Annotated in this window: 18 protein-coding genes; all 18 read left to right on the top strand. The window is 69.8% G+C overall.

Annotation, left to right across the window (positions count from 1 at the left end):
* Positions 1 to 3 precede the first annotated feature (3 nt).
* The 18 genes from DFP74_RS02780 (at position 4) to DFP74_RS02695 (ending at position 18,562) form a co-directional block, all read left to right on the top strand.
* The gene (locus DFP74_RS02780; RefSeq protein WP_121180259.1) at positions 4 to 957 is read left to right on the top strand and encodes a PrgI family protein; all 954 of its coding nucleotides are present in this window, start codon (positions 4 to 6) and stop codon (positions 955 to 957) included.
* The gene (locus tag DFP74_RS02775) at positions 957 to 2,798 is read left to right on the top strand and encodes a VirB4 family type IV secretion system protein (protein ID WP_233570774.1); all 1,842 of its coding nucleotides are present in this window, start codon (positions 957 to 959) and stop codon (positions 2,796 to 2,798) included. Before DFP74_RS02780 ends, DFP74_RS02775 begins: the two co-directional genes overlap by 1 nt.
* Positions 2,798 to 5,143 (top strand): type IV secretory system conjugative DNA transfer family protein, encoded by a 2,346-nt coding sequence (locus tag DFP74_RS02770; protein ID WP_121180258.1) that lies wholly within the window; start codon positions 2,798 to 2,800, stop codon positions 5,141 to 5,143. The genes DFP74_RS02775 and DFP74_RS02770 overlap by 1 nt, the downstream gene beginning before the upstream one ends.
* Positions 5,140 to 6,030, top strand: coding sequence for a replication-relaxation family protein (locus tag DFP74_RS02765; RefSeq protein ID WP_121180257.1), 891 nt, complete (start codon positions 5,140 to 5,142; stop codon positions 6,028 to 6,030). The genes DFP74_RS02770 and DFP74_RS02765 overlap by 4 nt, the downstream gene beginning before the upstream one ends.
* Positions 6,027 to 7,094: an NlpC/P60 family protein gene (locus DFP74_RS02760; protein ID WP_233570773.1), complete on the top strand. Its 1,068-nt coding sequence runs from the start codon at positions 6,027 to 6,029 to the stop codon at positions 7,092 to 7,094. The genes DFP74_RS02765 and DFP74_RS02760 overlap by 4 nt, the downstream gene beginning before the upstream one ends.
* 759 nt (positions 7,095 to 7,853) lie before the next feature.
* Entirely contained in the window at positions 7,854 to 8,174 is a 321-nt protein-coding gene (locus DFP74_RS02750; RefSeq protein WP_233570772.1) for a hypothetical protein, read from the top strand.
* Positions 8,175 to 8,470: 296 nt separating this feature from the next.
* Positions 8,471 to 8,911, top strand: a complete 441-nt coding sequence (locus DFP74_RS02745) for a hypothetical protein (protein WP_147453809.1) — start codon at positions 8,471 to 8,473, stop codon at positions 8,909 to 8,911.
* Positions 8,905 to 9,738, top strand: coding sequence for a hypothetical protein (locus DFP74_RS02740; protein WP_121180254.1), 834 nt, complete (start codon positions 8,905 to 8,907; stop codon positions 9,736 to 9,738). The genes DFP74_RS02745 and DFP74_RS02740 overlap by 7 nt, the downstream gene beginning before the upstream one ends.
* A 125-nt stretch (positions 9,739 to 9,863) precedes the next feature.
* Complete coding sequence (locus DFP74_RS02735) at positions 9,864 to 10,529, top strand: SAF domain-containing protein (RefSeq protein WP_121187989.1); 666 nt, start codon at positions 9,864 to 9,866, stop codon at positions 10,527 to 10,529.
* 17 nt (positions 10,530 to 10,546) lie between these two features.
* Positions 10,547 to 11,416 (top strand): hypothetical protein, encoded by an 870-nt coding sequence (locus tag DFP74_RS02730; protein WP_147453808.1) that lies wholly within the window; start codon positions 10,547 to 10,549, stop codon positions 11,414 to 11,416.
* Positions 11,413 to 12,723, top strand: coding sequence for a CpaF family protein (locus DFP74_RS02725; protein WP_233570771.1), 1,311 nt, complete (start codon positions 11,413 to 11,415; stop codon positions 12,721 to 12,723). The genes DFP74_RS02730 and DFP74_RS02725 overlap by 4 nt, the downstream gene beginning before the upstream one ends.
* A complete protein-coding gene (locus DFP74_RS02720) occupies positions 12,723 to 13,619 on the top strand; it encodes a type II secretion system F family protein (protein WP_121187987.1) in 897 nt (298 codons plus the stop codon). Before DFP74_RS02725 ends, DFP74_RS02720 begins: the two co-directional genes overlap by 1 nt.
* A 206-nt stretch (positions 13,620 to 13,825) precedes the next feature.
* A complete protein-coding gene (locus DFP74_RS02715) occupies positions 13,826 to 14,491 on the top strand; it encodes a type II secretion system F family protein (RefSeq protein WP_121187986.1) in 666 nt (221 codons plus the stop codon).
* A 90-nt stretch (positions 14,492 to 14,581) separates the two neighbouring features.
* On the top strand, positions 14,582 to 14,713 hold the full coding sequence (locus DFP74_RS34855; protein ID WP_255499297.1) for a hypothetical protein: 132 nt from the start codon (positions 14,582 to 14,584) through the stop codon (positions 14,711 to 14,713).
* A complete protein-coding gene (locus tag DFP74_RS02710; protein ID WP_233570770.1) occupies positions 14,710 to 15,114 on the top strand; it encodes a TadE/TadG family type IV pilus assembly protein in 405 nt (134 codons plus the stop codon). The genes DFP74_RS34855 and DFP74_RS02710 overlap by 4 nt, the downstream gene beginning before the upstream one ends.
* Complete coding sequence (locus tag DFP74_RS02705; protein ID WP_121180251.1) at positions 15,111 to 15,551, top strand: TadE/TadG family type IV pilus assembly protein; 441 nt, start codon at positions 15,111 to 15,113, stop codon at positions 15,549 to 15,551. Before DFP74_RS02710 ends, DFP74_RS02705 begins: the two co-directional genes overlap by 4 nt.
* Complete coding sequence (locus tag DFP74_RS02700) at positions 15,548 to 15,979, top strand: pilus assembly protein TadG-related protein (protein WP_121180250.1); 432 nt, start codon at positions 15,548 to 15,550, stop codon at positions 15,977 to 15,979. The genes DFP74_RS02705 and DFP74_RS02700 overlap by 4 nt, the downstream gene beginning before the upstream one ends.
* A 102-nt stretch (positions 15,980 to 16,081) precedes the next feature.
* Complete coding sequence (locus tag DFP74_RS02695) at positions 16,082 to 18,562, top strand: OmpA family protein (protein WP_158612956.1); 2,481 nt, start codon at positions 16,082 to 16,084, stop codon at positions 18,560 to 18,562.
* The last annotated feature ends 99 nt before the right edge of the window (positions 18,563 to 18,661 follow it).

Genomic DNA, 18,661 nt, shown 5'->3' with positions numbered 1-18,661 from the left:
CGTGTGGCATCGGATGAGGCGTCGTCGTGGCGGGGACGGATCCCCGCTGACATCGACCGGCCCGAACCCCTGCTGTTCAACCTGACCGCCCGTCAACTCCTGCTCATCGCGCCCGCGGTGGTGGGGGCGTGGGGCGCCTACCTGCTCCTGCGCGAGCACATGCCGTTGTGGGCTATCGCGATGGTCCTGGCCCCCGTCCTGGGGGTGGTGATCGCCGTGGCGCTGAGCGAGCGCGACGGTCGGGGCTTGGAGCGGGTCGCGGCCAGTGCTCTGGCCTGGGCTCGCGCTCCGAAGTATCTGGTGCCCGCACCCAGCGGGGAGGTACCGGGTCCGCCCCGGTGGGCGCCCAGAATGCGACGGGCACCCCGTTTGGAGCCGTTGCGGCTGCCCGCCTCGGCGATCACCCCGGAGGGGGTGATCGAGCTGGGCGGGCGGTGCGCGGTGATCGTCTCCTGCACCACCCTGCCCTTTCAACTGGCCTCCGGACGTGAACAGGACCAGGTCCTGGCTGCCTTCGCGGGGACGCTGGACGCGCTCAATGACCCGGTGCAGATCCTCGTTCAGCGGCGCAGCGCCGACCTGTCGGGATTCACCGCGATGGTGCGCGACAACGTCAACCACCTGCCGCACCCGGCGCTGGCCGACGCCGCCATGGCACACGCCGACTTCCTAGACCACCTAGCGGCCACGCACGAGCTGTCGCACCAGCAGGTGGTCGTCGTTGTCACCGCCACCGGCTCTGCCCGCCGAGCGGGCGCCGCTCTGCTTCGCACCGCGCAGGACACCGCCGACCGGCTCGCCGCCCTCGGCATCCGCGCCCAGGTCCTGGAAGGCACCGAAGCCGAACAGGTTCTGCTCCAGGCGATGGTCACCCCGGGCGGAGCCCTCGCCGACCCCGATCCGGACACCGAGATCAACGACGGACACGAACGCCAGCACGAAGAAGAGGGGCACTGATGGACACGTTGTGGACACGACCCGGATCGCCCGCACTGGGCGGACCGGCCATGCACGTCGGAGCACGCCACCTTCAAGTGGAGGGCGGGGTGTGCCAGACCCTGGCGGTGACCGGGTTCCCACGCGAGGTGAGTGCGGGGTGGGCTGAGCCGCTGCTCACCTATCCCGGCCAGCTCGACATCGCCTTCCACCTGGTCCCGGTTCCGGCACCGACCGCGGCCACCCGGCTGCGCAAGCGTCGGGCCAGGTTGGAGTCCGCGCATCGCACGAGCACAGCCCAGGGGCGGGTAGAGGACCCCCACCAGGTAACAGCGGCGGCGGACGCGGCCGAGATCGCGGACCGCATCGCCACCGGACAGGGCCGACTCTTCCGGGTGGGCGTGTACATCACCGTGCACGCCCCCACCCTGGAGGCGTTGGAGGCCGAACTCCAACAGCTCAAGGCGTTGTGCGCGTCGCTGTTGGTGGACGTAGCCCCGGCGACGTTCCGCACGTTGCAGGGATGGATCTCCACGCTCCCCCTGGGCACCGACGTGCTGGGGATGGGCCGGTCGATGGACACCGACGCCGCCTCCACTCTGCTGCCGTTCACCTCACCCGAGCTGGTCGCGGACCTGGCCGAGACGACGGTGGTCTACGGCACCAACACCCACAGCAACGGCGTGGTGGCCTGGGACCGGTTCTGCGGAAGCCTGGACAACCACAACAGCGTGATCCTCGCCCGCTCCGGCGCCGGCAAGTCCTACCTTGCGAAACTAGAGGTCCTGCGGTCCCTGCTGGTCGGGGTGGAAGTCGCGGTCATCGACCCCGAGGGCGAATACTTGCGCCTGGCCGAAGCCGTGGGCGGCACCACACTCCGCCTGGGCACCCCGGACGGTCAGCTGAATCCCTTCACGCTTCCTGCGGAGAGCACCGACAAGCAGGCGTTCACGAATCGGGCGCTGTTCCTGCACACCCTGATCGCCGCGATGGTCGGCGAGCTGTTCTCCACGGAGAAGGCAGTCCTGGATCGGGCGATCATCACCGCCTACGCGGAGGCCGGGATCACCAGGGACCCCAGCACATGGGGGCGGCCCGCGCCGGTTCTGGCCGACCTGTCCGCCGCGCTGGAGGAGTTGGCGACCGACCCCGGAGTAGGAGACGCCCACGGGCTGGCCGCTGAGCGGCTGGCAGGCCGGTTGGAGCCCTTCGTCCACGGGTCGCACGCGACCCTGTTCGACGGCGCCTCCAGCGCGGGAGTCGCCGGGCACCTGAGCGTGGTTTCTCTCAAGGAGTTGCCGGACCAGGTCCGCTCGGTCGGGGTGCTGTTGGCGTTGGACGCGATCTGGCGTCACGTCACCGCAGCGCCGGAGACGCGGCCTCGCATGGTCGTGGTGGACGAGGCCTGGCTCCTGCTCCAGGACCCGGCCGCGGCTCGCTACCTCGCCCGTCTTGCCAAGGCCGGGCGCAAGCACTGGGCGGGTCTGACCCTGATCACCCAGGACGTGGGGGACGTGCTCGGCACCGAATTGGGGCGGGTGGTCATCGCCAACGCCGCCACCCAAGTGCTGCTCAAACAGGCCCCGCAGAACCTCGACCAGGTGGCCCAGACCTTTCACCTCTCGTCCGGGGAGACCCACCTGGTCAGTACCGCACCCCGGGGCAGCGCGCTGCTGGTCGCCGGGCACCAGCGGGTGGGCTTCCATCCCGTAGCCTCCCAGATTGAGCACCGGCTCATCACCTCCGACCCGGCCGAGTTGGCCGCCATGAGGGCCGCAGAAGAAGAGGAACAGGAGCACGGGCACCGGGGTGACGGCCCCGTTCACGGCGTGGATGGGTTCGGGGACGGGGCGGTGGCGTGATGGTCGACTTCCTGCTCAACGGAGGGTTCTTCCTCCTGCTCGGTGTGATCTCGCTGACCGGGGCGGTGGTGTGTGCCGCGCTGGTGGGGGTGCGGTTGGCCCGACACCGCTATCTGTCCCAGAAGGCGCGGGTGGTGGAGATCCTGCCCCCGCCCGACGCGTCGCTGGAGAACGCGACTGCGTTCTGGAACCACACGCTGGGGCTGCTCAAGCCGAGCTGGTCGCGGTGGCTGGTCCAACCCCACCTGGCCATGGAGGTCGTCGCGTCGGCGGCCGGGATGCGGTTCCAGGTGTGGGTGCCGGGGGTCGTGCCGCCGGGGACCGTGGAGCGCGCTATCTCCTCGGCCTGGCCCGGAGCGACGACCACCACCCGCCACCTCCCCCCTGGGGAGTCTCCGCTTCCCGTTGGGGCCTACACCACTGGAGGGCACCTGCGGCTCGGCCGCGCGGAGGCGTTCCCACTGCGGACGAAGTTCGAGGACGACCCGGCCCGCCCGCTCCTGGGCGCGTTGGAGGACCTGATCGAGGGTGAGCACGCTCTGGTGCGGGTCACCGCCCGACCTGTGACGGGGTGGCGTGCGGCACGGGCCCGCCAGGCGGCGGCCCGTCTGCAGGGCCATACCGGGGTGGGCACCTACCTGGTCGACGCTTTGGACCCCACCACACACACCGGTGCCCGCACCCGACCTTCCAACCTTCCAGGGACGGGGGATGACGTGCGGGCGATCCTGACCAAGGCGTCCAGTCCGAGGCTGGCGTGCGATGTCGCCTACATCCTCACCACCACCCACGACGGCCAAGTCGGAAAGGAGCGCCTGCGGGGGCGGGCGCACGGGGTGGCCTCAGCCTTCGCGGCGTTCACCTCGGGCACCAACCACCTGGACCGCCGCTTCATGCTCAAACCCGCCTGGTGGGCGACCAACCGCTTCCTCGGATACGGGTCCCTGCTGTCCACCGCCGAGCTGTCCGGTCTCGCGCACCTGCCCACCGACACATGCGTCCCCGGGCTCCTACGGGCCGGGGCACGCCCGGCGGCACCCGCCCCGGCGGTACCGCGCGGAGGCGAGAACACCCGGGTGATCGGCGACTCCGACGCCGGCACACGCCGCCCGATCGCCTTGGGCGTGCCCGAGGCGCGCCAGCACACCCACATCCTCGGCAAGACCGGCTCCGGCAAGTCCACGCTGCTGGCCAACCTCGTCCTCCAAGACGCCGAGGCGGGCCGGGCAGGCCTGGTGATCGACCCACGCGGAGACCTGGTCACCGACATCCTGGCCCGCCTACCCGAGCACGCGGCAGACAAGGTGGTGCTGTTCGACCCCGACGACCAAGCACGGCCGCCCCGGTTGAACCTGCTCCAGGGCGGAGATCCGGATTTCACCAGCGACACGGTGGTGGGGATTTTCCGCCGCATCTACGCCGAGTACTGGGGGCCCAGGACCGACGACATCCTGCGCGCCGCCACTCTCACCCTGACCCGCGCGGCCGACCCGAACCTGACGCTGGGGGACGTGCCGCGCCTTTTGGCCAATGACGACCTGCGCCAGGACGTGATGGGCAAGGTCACCGCTCGCAGCGGCCCGGACGAAGCCCTGGAGGATTTCTGGGGCTGGTACTCCGGGCTCACGGTCTCGGCCCGAAGCGCGGTGACGGGCCCGGTGCTCAACAAGCTCCGAACGGCCCTGCTGCGCAAGTGGGTGCGCCAAGTGGTGGCCTCCGGGCCCTCCACCATCGATCTGCCCACCCTGTTCAACACCCGGCACCTGGTCCTGCTGCGGTTGCCGAAGGGCCGCCTGGGTGAGGACACCAGTTCGCTGATCGGGTCGTTCGCGCTGGCGGCGACCTGGCAGGCGGTCACCGCCCGCATCCACACCCCCGAACACCAGCGCAAGGACCTGAGCGCCTACGTGGACGAGTGCCAGAACTTCCTCAACCTGCCCGGCAGCTTGGAGGACATGCTGGCCGAGGCCCGCGGTTACCGGCTCGGGCTGACCCTGGCCCACCAGGAACTCGGCCAGCTCCCCGCGGACCTGCGCAAGGCGGTGTCGGCGAACGCCCGGTCGAAGGTGTACTTCTCCGCCTCACCCGATGACTCGGTGAGCCTGCAGCAGCACACCCTGCCGGTGTTGGGCGCCTACGACCTGACACACCTAGGTGCCTACCAGGCAGTCGTCCGCCCGCTGGTCGGGGCGAAGGAACAGGGGGCTGTGACGGTGCGCACCCGCCCGCTGCCGCCCCCAATCGCGGGCCGGGCCACCCAGGTCCGCGAAGCCGCGCGCGACCACGGGGCGGGCGAGGACCAGCCCGCCACTGAAGTTCGGGGATCGAAAGGTGGCACTGCGTGAACTCAACGCCACAGGAGTTGGATGGGCGCGTTCTCAAGCGCACCGAGTACGGGTCGGCTCTGGTGTGGCTGGCACCCAGGGTGACCCCGAGGGATAGGGAGATCCTGAACGGGCTGTACGAGCACCATGTCATGACCACCCATCAGATCCACCGGCTCTACTTCTCTGAGGGGGAGGCCCGCCGAGTCCGCAGGAGGCTGCTCGTACTGCACCGGTACGGGCTGCTGGACCGGTTCCGGCCCTTCAACCGAGTACGGGTGCCCGACCACTGGGTTCTCGCCCCGGTGGGGGCGGCGCTGGTGGCCGAACACCGGGGCATGGAGCCGGGCGAGTTGGGGTTTCGCCAGGACCGGGTTCTGGCCTGGGCGCACTCCGGGCGGCTCGGGCACATGCTCGGTCTGGTGGAGTGCCTGGCCCTGACCACCGAGGCCGCCCGAGCTCTACCCGTCGCGCAGCTGGTGCGCTGGGACAACGAGCGCGAGTGCGCACACCGGTGGGGCCGCCATATCCGCCCCGACGCGTACATGCGCTGGCACCAGGGCCTGGTCGAGTTGGACGCGTTCTGGGAGTACGACACCGGGACCGAGCCCTTGACCAAGGTGCAGCGCAAGATGAGCGGGTACGCGCGCCTGGCGCGGGAGAGCAGGCTTGCGTCGATTGTGCTGTTCGCTGTCCACTCCGACCAGCGCGAGAACCATCTCGCCGCCAAGTTGTCCGGTGACGTCTCCGACCTGGTGGGCGTGTACGTAAGCACCCACGCCCGGCTCGCCGCGCAGGGTCCGGCCGAGGCGGTCTGGCGTGCCGTGGGCTCCTCGGCTTCCCCGGACCGGTTGCGGTTGGTGGACATCGGCCGTCACCACTCCGTCCCCGAGCAGGGCGAGGGGTGATCCGTCTGGTGGCCGCGAGCGCGGGGGTGCTCTTCTTCGTGCTGGTGGTCTTCATCGGCGCGATGGAGAACAGCGAACACCGGACGGGGCTGCCGCAGGGGGTGGAGGGGATCCCCGACGTCCTGCTCGGCGCCTACGCCACCGCCTCTGCCCGGCTGGAGGAGGTCCACAGCGGATGCACGGGTCTGACCTGGCCGGTCCTGGCCGGGATCGGAAGGAAGGAGTCCGAGCACGCCGCCGGAAGCCGGATCAGTAGCAACGGGGACGTCGATCCGGCGATCATCGGCCCCCGCCTGGACGGGACCGGGGCCGGCGGCAACACCACCCCGCACAGGGACAGCGACGGAGGGAGGTGGGACGGGGACACCGAATATGACCGAGCGGTGGGGCCGATGCAGTTCGTCCCCACCACCTGGGCGGAGCACGGACTGGACGGGTCGGGCAACGGTGTCGCCGACCCGCACAACGTCTTCGACGCGACGCTGAGCGCGGCGGTGTACCTGTGCGTCAGCCACCCCGAGGGGCCACGAGTCGACTTCACCGACGATGACCAGCTCCAGGACGCGCTGCTGCGCTACAACCGCTCGCGGAGTTATGTGGGGGACGTGCTGGGCTTCGCGGAGGAGTACGCCGAGATCGCCTCCCGGGCCGCCGCCCAGGTGCCGGTAGGGGTGTCAGGGGGGAGCAGCGAGCAGGGGCGGGCCGCTGCGGAGTGGGCTCTGGCCCAGGTCGGCAAACCGTACTTGTGGGGTGGGACGGGCCCGGGGGCGTTCGACTGTTCGGGGTTGACGTTGAAGGCGTGGGAGGCGGCGGGGGTGAGCCTTCCGCGGGTGACCACCGACCAGGTCAACACCGGAACCCGCGTGGGCCTGGACCAACTCCAGCCTGGGGATCTGTTGTTCTACGACACCGGTGCGCCGGGGGGTTCTCCCTCGCACGTGACCATGTACGTCGGCGACGGGCAGATGGTCAACGCACCCCGGACCGGCCAGTCCATCCGCGTCGAGGCCGTCGAGGGGGACTACTACAGCAGCGTGTTCGTGGCCGCCGTCCGGCCGGGCTGACGTGCCCCACAGCGCCGCTGTCGGTGCGGACGCCACTGGTGCGGGGGTCTGCGTGCCCCTGGGGCGCTGGGGGCGCGTCGGGGCGGCTGAGGGCCACGCGGGAACGCCGCCGCGTTGCCCTCGTCTTCGTGGGGCTGTGACTCTTCTGAGTCATTCGGGTTGAAACTTCTCGCGAGTATAGGGAAACATCAAAAGCGCTGTTCAGCCCGGGTGAACGCGCTATTCCTATATGACCGGATTAATTCTTATGCCTGAAATGGGGTTCTTTGTCATGCCTGGATGTGCCCTGAGAAACGCCGCCCGCGCTCTGCTTCTGGTGGACGTCGACACGGGTTAGCGGAGCCGGACTGTGCCGGGCGGGGTGCGGAAGCGCAGCTTCGAGGGGCGGCCGACCTTCGGGGCCATTGACACCCACCCCGCCCAGGGCACGAGTACCCGGATATCGGACAAGACCGCACGGAAAAGAAGGCGCCTCGGGCAGTGGTTGCACACCGCCCGAGGCGTGATCCCCCACCTGAGTCAGCAGGAGGAAGATCTATGAGTCATGTTACGGGTCGGCACCGCAGGCGCCGACGAGACTGGATCAGCCGTACGAGGCGGGCAGTGGGCACGGTACTCGCGGCGATCATCGGAGCAGAGTCCCCGCCGTCGCCGGAGTCGGCACGGAAGGGCTTGTATTCGTTCCCGCTACGGGAACCCCTGCGCCCCACGTCCTTGCCTTCGGGGTGTGAGCCGGAGTGGGTCAGTCGCTATGACGACGTGCGACGCACCCAGGCGGAACGGGCGTGGACCCTCTTCACCGAGGGTAGCGAGGGGACCGGATCGGGTGCCCCGCCAGAGCTGCCGGAGTTCGGCTGGTGTGTGGACGACGACGGAGTGCGGGCGGTGCGCCCGTACCTGGTCGCACACGAACAACGCCAACGCCTCCAACGGCGACGAGTGGCGTCGTGTGACTCCGACCAGGCAAGGTCCGCTCCGAGCGCGCTTGCCGAGATGGGTGCTCAGGCCGTCCCGGGGGAGTGGGACGAACTGGCGGCGCTGGTTCGACAGTGGGACGCGCTGCGGGTGCCCGTGGCCTGACCTCGGACCGTGAATTCGGGGCTGTCTTCTTGCGGAGGCAGCCCCTTCTGCATGCCGCCGATCGTGTTTATGCAGGTAGAGCGTGCGACATCGAAATCCGGTGGTTCTCTTCACATTTTTGATCACCGTGAGTGTTCGGATGGCGGTTGTGCGATGACTCTGTGTGTGGTTAGTGTCACTCATCGAAAGCACGGTGTCAGGGCCGTGCCCGGTGAGGAATCGGCGGTGGGGGTGTGCGGGCAGCGTGCTGGGCAGCAGTAGGAGTCACGGTGGCAGTCACGGGATGCGCAACGGACGTGAGCGATCCCGTCAGCGAGCCGACGCGCACGCCTCCCGCCCTAGCGGCACCCGCCAGTCCGTCGCCGGAGGAGTTGGCACTGGACGCCTACCGAGGCATGTGGGGCGTGGTGGTCGAGGGCTCCCACGAAGGAGCGGTCGGCCACCCGGACCTGGAGGAGTACGCCTCGGGACAGGCGCTCGAACTCACCACAGCGATGCTGCACGGTGCGGTGGCCACAGGGGAACCTGCCACGGATCCCGAGGTTGTCGACAGCGACCTCACTGGATCTCCGGCCACCGTGTCCGTGGAGGACTGCGTCGATGACTCGACCTGGGTGGTCGAGGACGAGAACGAGGGGATGGAGGGAGGCTCGCGGCTGGTGGCGGCCACCGTTGTTGCCAACGACGGAGAGTGGCGGGTGGATGACCTCTGGCTGGAGAGCTACGGATCATGCTGACCACGACATCTGTGCGGTCCAGGGGAACGCTTGTGGTGGGCATCGTCGTCGCGGTCCTCGCATCTCCGTTGAGAGTCGAGGCTGACAGCGGTTTCATCACGAGTACCGATTGCGCGGACGGCGCGTGCGACGTCACGGCTCACACACCCGCTCGTGGTCCGGTGGCCTCCGACGTCCCCACCGGAGAAGGAAGCGGCGATGCGAACGGGGAGAGCGGTCCCGCCTGCGCGATCCCGGATGTGGAGTTCGCGCAGTCCGGGTTGGAGGGCCCTCACCAGATGCCGCCGGGCTTGGCCGAATGTGAGGCGATATCGAGCGGCACGGGTGCTGAGGTGTTCGATCCTGCGGTGCTGGCGGAGCAGGCGCGGGCGGTGATGCGTCTGCCTGCGCCGGACATCGGCACGGCCCCTGCTCTGGGCAAGCCGAGGTTCGTGAACTTGCCGTCGTGGATGTGGGTGGACGCAGCTGAGTGGGGGCCGGTGTCGGCGACGGCCTCGGTGAGTGCCGGGTCGGTGACGGTCCTCGCGACTCCGGACCGGGTGGTGTGGGACACCGGAGACGGCCACGAGGTGGTCTGCGCCGGGCCCGGCACAGTCTTCTCCGAGGCGGTGTACCGGGAGGAGGGCTCGCCGGACTGCGGCCACACCTATACCACTCTCCCCGAGGCAGGGGCGGGGGCGACGGTCGATGTGAGGGCGGTGTGGGAGTGGGGGGTGTCCTGGTCCAGCAGTGATGGCAGGGGCGGGGACCTGGACGATCTGTCCACGTCTTCGACCGTCGCGGTGCCGGTGAGCGAGATCCACCACGTGATCACTCACGTCCGCTGACGGCACGCAACAGACACGATGACCAAGGAAGGGGTGGGATGGTCGCGCTCGCGAATCCCAATAAAACAGACCAGAAAACCAGGGAAAACCCGACGGGGGCGGGTGGGGAATGGGAGTCGGTGCGGTTGGCGGCGACCTCGCGCCGCCGGTGGAAGTGGGCTCTGCTGGCCGGTGCGTTGATCGCCTCGGGGTGTGTGGCCGGGGCGTGGGTGGGGCTGGCGGGCGAGGAGACGCGCACGGTCGCCGTCCTCACCGCCGATCTGCCCGCCGGGCACGTGATCGGGACTGAGGACGTGTCCTTGGTGGAGATGGCTGAGGCCGAGGGAATGCGTCTGCTGTCCCCGGACACGGTGGAGGGGATGGTGCTGACCAGGCCGGTACCCGCTGGGTCGCCGCTGGTGGCGGGCTCGGTCGGGAACAGTGCTCTGTGGCCGGAGCAGGGGCAGACCGTTGTCGCGGTGCCCGTGGGACCGCTCCCCCAGGACCTGGACGAGGGAGCGACGGTGGACCTGATCGTCCCCGGGCCCGCACCAGCACAGACCACCGGTGGCGACGGCGGTGAGGATGAGGCCTCGGAGGGTTCTTCGGGGGTGGTGACGGGGCTGGTGCACCGGGTCGTCGCGCACGAGGGCGAAGGGTTCGGCGACGGGCAGCAGGTGTTGGAGGTGGTCCTGCCCCGTCAGCAAGCCGCCTATCTGTCTCAGGCGGTGGCGGGCGGGCAGGCGCAAGTCGCGGTCGTCAACCCCTACGACCGGGTGCAGGCGGCCACGGAAGCGGAGGGGGCCGAATGATCGTAGCGGTGTGTTCTGTGAGCGGAGCACCGGGCGTGACGAGCCTGGCCACCGCTGTCGCGGCCTGCTGGCCCTCGACCCCTCTGACCGTTCCGGTGCTGGTGGAGGCCGACGCCTCCGGCGGCGACATAGCGGCCTGGCGCAGCCTGGACTCCGACGAGTCACACAAGGGGCTGGTGTCGTTGGCCGTGGCCTCCCGCACCCCCGCTCCCGTGCGGGTGTCGGGCGCAGGTGAGGCGTGGGCCCAAGCGGGCCTCGTCGGCGCACCGGTCACAGAGGCGGTCCTGCGCTATGCGGTGGAGGTGCCCGGCGGGCTCCGTGTGGTCCCCGCTCCGGCCGACCCGCTGGAGGCCGGTCGGGCGGTGGCGATGCTCGCCCACAACCCGGCCCTGCTGGGCTCGGGCCGGGTCACGGTCCTGGACGTGGGGCGGGCGGTGCCGGGGTCCGCGGGGGCGGCCCTGCTCCGCCACGCCGACGTCGTCATCGTCCTGGCCGACCCGGGCCAGGTGGGGCACGCTGCGCGGCTGCGGGCGTGCGCTCCGGTCCTGGCCTCACTGCGGGACGACGGTATCCGCCTCGGACTGGCCATTACCGGCTCGTGCCCGCATTCGGACGGGGAGGTCTCCCAGATCGCCGCGAATCTGCCGGTGTGGGCACGCATCCCCCACGACTCGGTGGGGGCGGCTCTGGTGCGGGGCGAGCACCGCCCTCCCACCCGTTTGCGCGATCGGTGGGCCGCGTGGCGGTCCCAGCGCCGCGACCCCGACTCCCTGGAATGGATGCCGTTGATCAAGGCCGCCAAGTCCCTGGCTGAGCTGTGCGATGACTTCTCAGGTATCGGTGTGGCCGTGCGTGAGCGCGGTGCGGTGGAGGTGGGAGTCGCGTGACGACGACACACGATGCACCACACCTGGCTCCCGTCCTCGGGAAGACCCCGGACGAGGCCGCCCTGCGCACCACCGCGGCGAGCCTGGCCGGCCAGGTCACCGAACAGCTCATCAACCACCCGGGCGAGGCGGTGAACCGTGACCAGGTGGGCCGACTTGTGGACCGGCTCCTGGAGGATCGGGCACGTACCGCCCTGATCCAGGGAACACCGGCCCCAGCGGACGAGTCCCGGCTGCGCCAATTCATCCTGGATCATGTTCTGGGTTTGGGCCCGGTGGAGGAGCTGCTCGCCGACCCCAATGCGCAGAACATCCACATCACCGGTAGCGACCCGGTGGTCGTGGACTACGGCGGGGGACACCGGGAACACCGCCCGCCGGTGGTCGATACCGACGCCGACCTGGTCGCTCTGGTGCAGCGGGCCGCTGTCCGCGCCTGCGGTGGGGAGCGCCGCTTCGACATGGCCGCGCCGATCCTGTCCATGGAACTCGAGGACGGGTCCAGGTTGTCGGCGGTGATGCCCGGGGTCGCGGCGCGGCCAACGGTGACGATCCGACGCCACCCCCACCGCTTCCTGAGGTTGGGGGACCTGGCCCGGTCGGGCATGGTCGACCAGGCCGCACGCGCCCTGCTTCTCGCGGCGGTCGGGGCGCGGGTGAACATGGTCATCTCTGGTGCCACGAACGCCGGAAAGACCACGCTGCTGCGCGCCCTGGCGGGCACCATCGAGGGCGAGCGGATCGTCACCGTTGAGGACTCGATGGAGCTGGGGCTGCACCGGCACCTGGTCGACGCGGACGTCGTCGCGTTCCAGGGACGTCCCGCGAACATCGAAGGCTTGGGCGAGATCACTCTGGCCGAGCTGGTGCGGGCCGCGCTGCGGATGTGCCCGGACCGGGTGATCGTCGGGGAGACCCGAGGCCTCGAGACGATCGCGCTGCTCAACGCCATGAGCATGGGCACGGACGGGTCGATGTCCACCATCCACGCCTCCAGCTCACAGCAGGTGTTCGCGAAGGTCGCCGCGTACTGCGCCCAATCCCCCGAGCGCTTGACCGCCTCGGCCACGGCGTCGCTGGTGGGCGCGGCCGTGCACCTGGTGGTGCACATCGACACCACCGCGTCCGGAGAGCGCTTCGTGGCGAGCATCCGCGAGGTCGTGGGCTCCGAAGGCGAGCAGGTCATCTCCAACGAGCTGTATGTTCGCTCAGCTGAGGACTCTGGGGGAAGCGTGGTGTGCGCCCCGTCCGGACTCATCGGCCAGCGCCTGGCCCGCGCGGGATTCACGGTGCGGGGGTGGTCCTGATGCCGTGGGACTGGAACGTGGGCGCTCTGGCCATCGGCGGAGCGCTGCTGGGGGCCGGAATCGCCTGCGCCGCCTACACGATGACCCTCATCCCCTGGCACACAGTTCCTGCTGCGTCTTCTTCGCTTCGGTGGACAAAGCCCTTTCGCCAGCGCCGCACATGGCTGCGCGCGGCCGGTGCCGCGCTTGCGGGGGCTGTGATCGGGGTGGTGACGGGGTGGCCGGTCGGCGCGCTGCTCGCCGCCGCTGCGGGGTGGTGGATGCCCGCCCTGCTCGGCCCCGACAACACAGCCCAGGCCGAGGCTGACCTGGCCGAGGCGCTCGCCACCTGGGCGGAGCAGCTACGGGACATGATCACCGGTGCTTCGGGGTTGCACCAGGCCGTCACCGCGACGGTGCCACTCGCCCCGGAGCTGATTCGGGACCAGGTCCAGGCTCTGGAGGCCCGGTTGCGCGCGGGCCAGTCCATGGAGCAAGCGGCCGTGGTGTTCGCCCACCAGCTCGACTCCGATCTCGCAGATCTGATCGCGATCACCTTGACCATGGGCGCCTCCCGCCAGAGCGGGGACGTGGCCGGGGCCCTGTCCCGGCTCGCGGAGGCCGCCCGGGAGCGGGCGGGCACGGTGGCGCGGGTCTCGGCGTCGCGGGCCAGGGTGCGCTCTTCGGTGCGGATCATCGCCGCCGCCACCACGTTCATGCTCGTGAGCATGGCGGCGCTCAACCCCGGCTTCCTCGAGCCGCTGGGCACGTTCACCGGGCAGCTCGTCCTCGCAGCGGTCGGAGGGCTGTGGGGCGTGTCGTTCTTCTGGCTGGCCCGCCTGGCCTGCCCGCCCAGGCAGGCCCGCCCCTTCACCCCTGCTCTCGCGGATGCTGCTGGGGCGGGTGGTGCAAGGTGAGTACGGTCATGATGTCCGTAGCGGGGGGCCTGGTCGGAGCGGGAGTGTGTGCTGCCGCCTATGGGCTGCGCCGCCCCAGCCTGGCGGAACGCCTCACCCCAAACCCTGAGCCGAAGCCCGGCCTTGAGCCCGGGCTCGGGTGGGCCAGGCGGGTCGGACAACGCGCGAGCGGTCTGCTGGCCCACGCCGGCATCCCAGGGCTGGCCATGACCAAAACACTCGCGGCGGCGGGCACCCCGGTGGAGAACTACCGGGCGGAGAAGGCCGCCGCGACAGGGCTCGGTCTCGTCCTCGCCGTTGTGCTGGCCATCGGGGGCAGCGTCGTCTTCCCCGGCTCCCTCGTTGTGGGGTTGCTCGCGGCCCTGGCTGCGGGGGCGAGCTTTCTCGCCCCGGACCTGGCCGCCCGCAGCGCCGCCACGGAACTTCGCGCCGAACTGCGAGCCGCTACATCGGTGCTGGCGGACTTGGTCGTGATGGGTCTGGCAGCGGGAGCGGGAAGTACCGGAGCTCTGACTACAGCGCTGGACCACGGAAGGGGGCGGGCTCCAGAACGCATCCGCGACGCGGTGCGCACCGCGACCCTGCGCCACCGGCCCCCGTGGGAAGGGCTCGAAACCGTGGCCGCAGAGACCGGGGTGCGAGAGCTCGCGGAACTGGCCGCGTCGTTGCGGTTGAGCGGTGCCTCCGGGGCACGCACCCGCACTTCCTTGACGGCGAAGGCGGCCTCTCTGCGGGCCCGGCGGCTGGCCGAGGCCGAGGCCGCCGCGCACGCGGCCACCGAACGGATGACACTGCCCACGATGGGCCTGGTGGCCGGGTTCCTGATGCTGACCTGCTTCGTCGCCCTCACCCACGTGATGGCCGGTTTCTAGACAAAGAGGTTCGATGTGAAGGGCGTTCTTCGGCGTGCACGCAGCCGTGTACGTGCATGGCTCACACCGTCACACAAAGTTGCATCTGATGTGGGGGCGGCGACCACGGAATGGATCCTGATGATCGTGGTGGCGATCACGATCGCCACAGTCGTCGGAGGAATCCTGGTGCAGGAGTTCACCACGGCGGCCGAGTCCATCAACCTGGGGGTGAACCGGTGACGGGACTGGCCCAGCGTCACGCCCGCAAGTGGCTGACGGCTCGGAGCGACCAGGGCAGCGCTGAAGTGTTGTTCGTCCTCCCGGTGGTGTTCGTGATGGTGCTCGCCGTGGTGCAGGCGGGGGTGTGGGCGCACGCCCAGCACCGGGCCCAGGCCGTCGCGTCCCAGACGCTGGCGGCGGCCCGCGCCTTCGACGGAACCGCCGCCGGGGCGTATGAGCGGGCCGAGCAGGCCCGCGACCAGTTGGGCGGCGGGGTGCTGCAGGGGGCGCAGGTCGAGGTCCAGCGCACCGGACAGAGGGCCAGGGTGCGGGTGACGGGCCAGGCTGTGAGCCTGTTGCCGGGGGTGGTGGTGCCGGTGACCTACGAGGCCGCCGGTCCCGTCGAACGCCTGACGCCATGAACGTGTTGAAGGCGCAACGGCAGCGGTGCAGGAGTCGTGGCGATACCGGGAGCGCGACGGTCGAGCTGGCCCTGCTCGTTCCCGTCCTCCTACTGGCGCTGCTGCTGGTCGTGGTGGCGGGCCGCCAGGTCTCGGCCGCGCTCATCACCCAGGACGCCGCCTCAGTGGCGGCACGGGCCGCGTCCCTGCAACGCGACCCCGCCTCCGCCCGCACGCACGCCCATCAGGCGGCTAAAGGGGAGCTGGCCGACCGGGGTGTGGTCTGCGATCCCTTCACCGCCTCGATCGACACTTCCCGGTTCGGCGCGGGCGGGGTGGCGGGAGTGGAAGTGGCATGCACGGTCACCGTCATCGACCTGGGCGGCCTCGGCGGACAGCGCACTCTGAGCGCCACCGCGACCTCCCCGGTCGACCCCTACCGAGGACCCACACCATGACGCCTTCCTTCCGGCCCCGGCGACGTCGTCGCCTCCGTCGGCACGGGGATGGCGGACAGGCGTCGGTCTTCCTCATCATGCTCGTGCCCGCCGTGATGATCGTGCTCGCGCTGGTGTGGGAGGGCGGGCAGATGCTGCTCGCCAAGTCGGAGCTGTTGGGGGTGGCGCACTCGGCCGCGCGTGTGGGCAGCCACACCATCGACCCGGTGGCGACCCTCGGCGAGGGCACGCCAGTCGTGGATCCGATCCGTGCCCGGCAGGCCGCCACCGACTATCTGCGTGGGGCGGGGGCGGAGGGAGAGGCGGCGGTCGATGGGAGGCGGGTGGTGGTGCTGGCCCGCACGGCCTACACCCCGAGCCTGCTCCCCATCGGCGTTCGGCAGATCGAAGCGGAGGCGAGTGCCACGGCTCTCCAACCCTCGGGGTGACTCTCGGCCCACGCAGCGCACAGCGGCCGCGGAAACGGTTCGACATCGAAGGAATGAGGAAGAGGTATGCCGCGAAGCTCTTGGTCCGTGGCGGGAGAAGCCGTGGTCACGGTGGCACTGTTGGTCGGACCGGCATGGTTGGCGTCCTGGCTGGGCTGGCCCCTGGGGGAACACACCACCTGGACCTGGTTCCGGCAGTACCTACGCGGCGGCACGATCCCCGACGAGGTCGTCATCGCCGCACTCGTGGTGGCCTTGTGGGCACTGTGGGCCGCCCACCTGGTCGTGGTCGCCTTGGACATCATCGCCCTGCTGCGCGGCCTGGTGCCCCGCGTGGGGCTGGTGCGGCTGATGTGGGTACTGATTGCCGGGGGCGCCACCGCGACCAGCACCCACACGGCGGCCGTCGCAGCGCAGACGCACACCGTGGCCGAAGCCCCGGCCCAGCCCGCACCGCAGAGTGAACACACCCCGGAGCAGCCGAGCGAGGACCAGGAGAGCAGCGTCATCGACCGCACCCGCAACCTGTCCGGGTTCGACTTCGACTCCAACGAGCTCACCCCTGAAATGAAGGAGTCACTGGAGCCGACGATCGCCAACATCAGCGACTTCGGCCTGCCCGAAGCGCCGGTCGTGGTCACCGGGCACACCGACCCCGTCGGCGACCCTGTCTACAACCGGGCCCTGTCCGAACAGCGCGCCCAAGCGGTTGCGGACTACCTGACCGAACATCTGGATGGCGTCGAGTTCGAGATCCAGGGCGCGGGCTCCTCCCAAGCCCCGGACAACCCGCGGGCGTCCTACGGCGAGTACCGACGGGTCGAGGTCTCCTACACCCTCCAGCGCCCTACCGCCCCACAAGCGACCACGGAGCCCGAAGCCGCCCAGGCCCCAGATACGGAGCCCGCCCCAGACCAGGCGCAGCTGGACGTCGACACCGCAGGTGAGTCGGACCCGGGTCCCGACGCGGTCCTGGTCGGCACTGCAGCGGGGATGGTCGGTGCGGCTGTGGGGTACGCGGCTGGACGCCGACACGGCCCCACCCGGCGCAAACAGCCCACACCCCAAGCCCACGCACCTGAACGTGAACACGAGGAAGACCCGGCCTCGGACACCACCGAGAAACCCGAGCCTGACGCCGGCGAGCTGCTGCGCGAGGACCCGCACGGCATCGCCCGCGGCGTGATCGACGAGGACGGTTACGTGCTCGTGGCCGACACAGTCCGTGTCAACGGCCAGCACGGGCTCGCGTTCGTGGGGGCCCACGCGCCTAGCGTCCTGGCAGCGGTGGTCACGGACCACCTCCCGGGGCCGGTGATCGCCACCCGCGCGGTGCTGGCGGCGCTGGGCGGTGCTGAGACGATGCCGCCAGGGGTACGAGTGGTGGCCGACATCCCCCAAGCGCGGATCGCAGTGGAGGCCGAACTCCTCACCGCCGCACGGCGCCACGTGGACGAAGAGGACGGTTCGCGAAGTGACGAACAGGCCGTAGCCGCTGGGCCTTTGTTGGTGGTGGGCGACGTCAGCGACTTCGACACGTTCCAGGGTTCACCACAGCCGCTGACCACGACCCCGAAGGTGGTGGTCTGTGTACACGGCGAATTAGATCACGCGGGGACCAAACTGGATTGCGGGATCGACAGCCGAGTGCGGGCGGTGTCAGCCCACACCGAAGCCAGCCGAGAGGGCAGGGCATTGCGTCGCCACGGTAGGACCAGGCCCGGTGAGAGCGCGGAAGCGGATGAGTCCCAGCGCCAGCTCCAACCAGAGCAGACACTCGCGGAGTCCCAGGGCTCCACCGAGTTTCCTCCCACCCCCGCAACACCCTGCCCTGGAGAGGACTCTTCCACCCCCCGGGTGCGGATGCGGTTGTTCTCCAAACAGTTGGTGGTGGAGGTAGACGGACGGGAAGTGGCGGGGTTGCGCACAGTGGCGCGTACCCTCCTCGCCTACCTCGCCGTGCACCCCCAAGGCGCGACCGCGGAGGAGATCGCCAAGGAATGCTTCGCTGCTGTGGACTCCACGAGCGCGGCCTCCGCGCGCAAGAACGCGCTCACTAGCGTTCGCTCGTCTTTGCGGGGGGCGTTGGAGGACCCCGAGCATCCCGTCATTATGAACAGCAACAGCCGGTACGCATTGGACCCTCTGCTTTTCGCGGTCGACCTGTGGGATTTCTCTGCAGCATACGAGAAAGTACCAGAACTCCAAGGGCAGGCGCGGGTCGAGGTGTGGAAGGAAGTCGTTCGACTGCACTCCGAACCGCTTCTTGGCGGATCTGACGAGCTGTGGGTGGAGCCGATTCGGAAGTCGTGTTCTCGTGTCGTGGTCGACTCCCTCGTAGGGATCGCTGAGAACGCGTCAGAGGAGGAGGCGAAGGTTCGCCTGTTGGAGCGGGCCTGTAAGTTTGACGAATTCAACGAGCCTCTCTATCAGCGAATCATGGGAATCCATATCTCTCTGGGGCGCCCAGAGATGGCCCATCAGGTCTACGGGTTGCTGCAAGAGAAACTCGCCCTGATCGGGGAAAAGCCAAACGGGGAGAGTCGGGCGATCCTCGAGAGCCGTGCCCAGCTTGCAGGATAAGACATTACAGGTTTAGCGCGAAGGGATGTGCCCCGAGGTCCTGGTGGTGTGGTCCGGTCCCGAGGGTGAGTGAACCCGAAGTGAACCTCCGGGCCAGCA

Origin of the sequence: Nocardiopsis sp. Huas11 (genome assembly GCF_003634495.1) — a bacterium.
Taxonomy (GTDB): Bacteria; Actinomycetota; Actinomycetes; order Streptosporangiales; family Streptosporangiaceae; genus Nocardiopsis.
Note: the sequence above shows the minus strand (reverse complement) of the source record. Positions and strands in the feature narration are given on the sequence as shown.

Excerpts from the sequence above, each read along its gene's own strand:
- DFP74_RS02775 (WP_233570774.1), top strand. The coding sequence starts at position 957 with ATGGACACGTTGTGGACACGACCCGGATCGCCCGCACTGGGCGGACCG.
- DFP74_RS02770 (WP_121180258.1), top strand. The coding sequence starts at position 2,798 with ATGGTCGACTTCCTGCTCAACGGAGGGTTCTTCCTCCTGCTCGGTGTG.
- DFP74_RS02740 (WP_121180254.1), top strand. The coding sequence starts at position 8,905 with ATGCTGACCACGACATCTGTGCGGTCCAGGGGAACGCTTGTGGTGGGC.
- DFP74_RS02720 (WP_121187987.1), top strand. The coding sequence starts at position 12,723 with ATGCCGTGGGACTGGAACGTGGGCGCTCTGGCCATCGGCGGAGCGCTG.
- DFP74_RS02715 (WP_121187986.1), top strand. The coding sequence starts at position 13,826 with ATGACCAAAACACTCGCGGCGGCGGGCACCCCGGTGGAGAACTACCGG.
- DFP74_RS02705 (WP_121180251.1), top strand. The coding sequence starts at position 15,111 with ATGAACGTGTTGAAGGCGCAACGGCAGCGGTGCAGGAGTCGTGGCGAT.
- DFP74_RS02700 (WP_121180250.1), top strand. The coding sequence starts at position 15,548 with ATGACGCCTTCCTTCCGGCCCCGGCGACGTCGTCGCCTCCGTCGGCAC.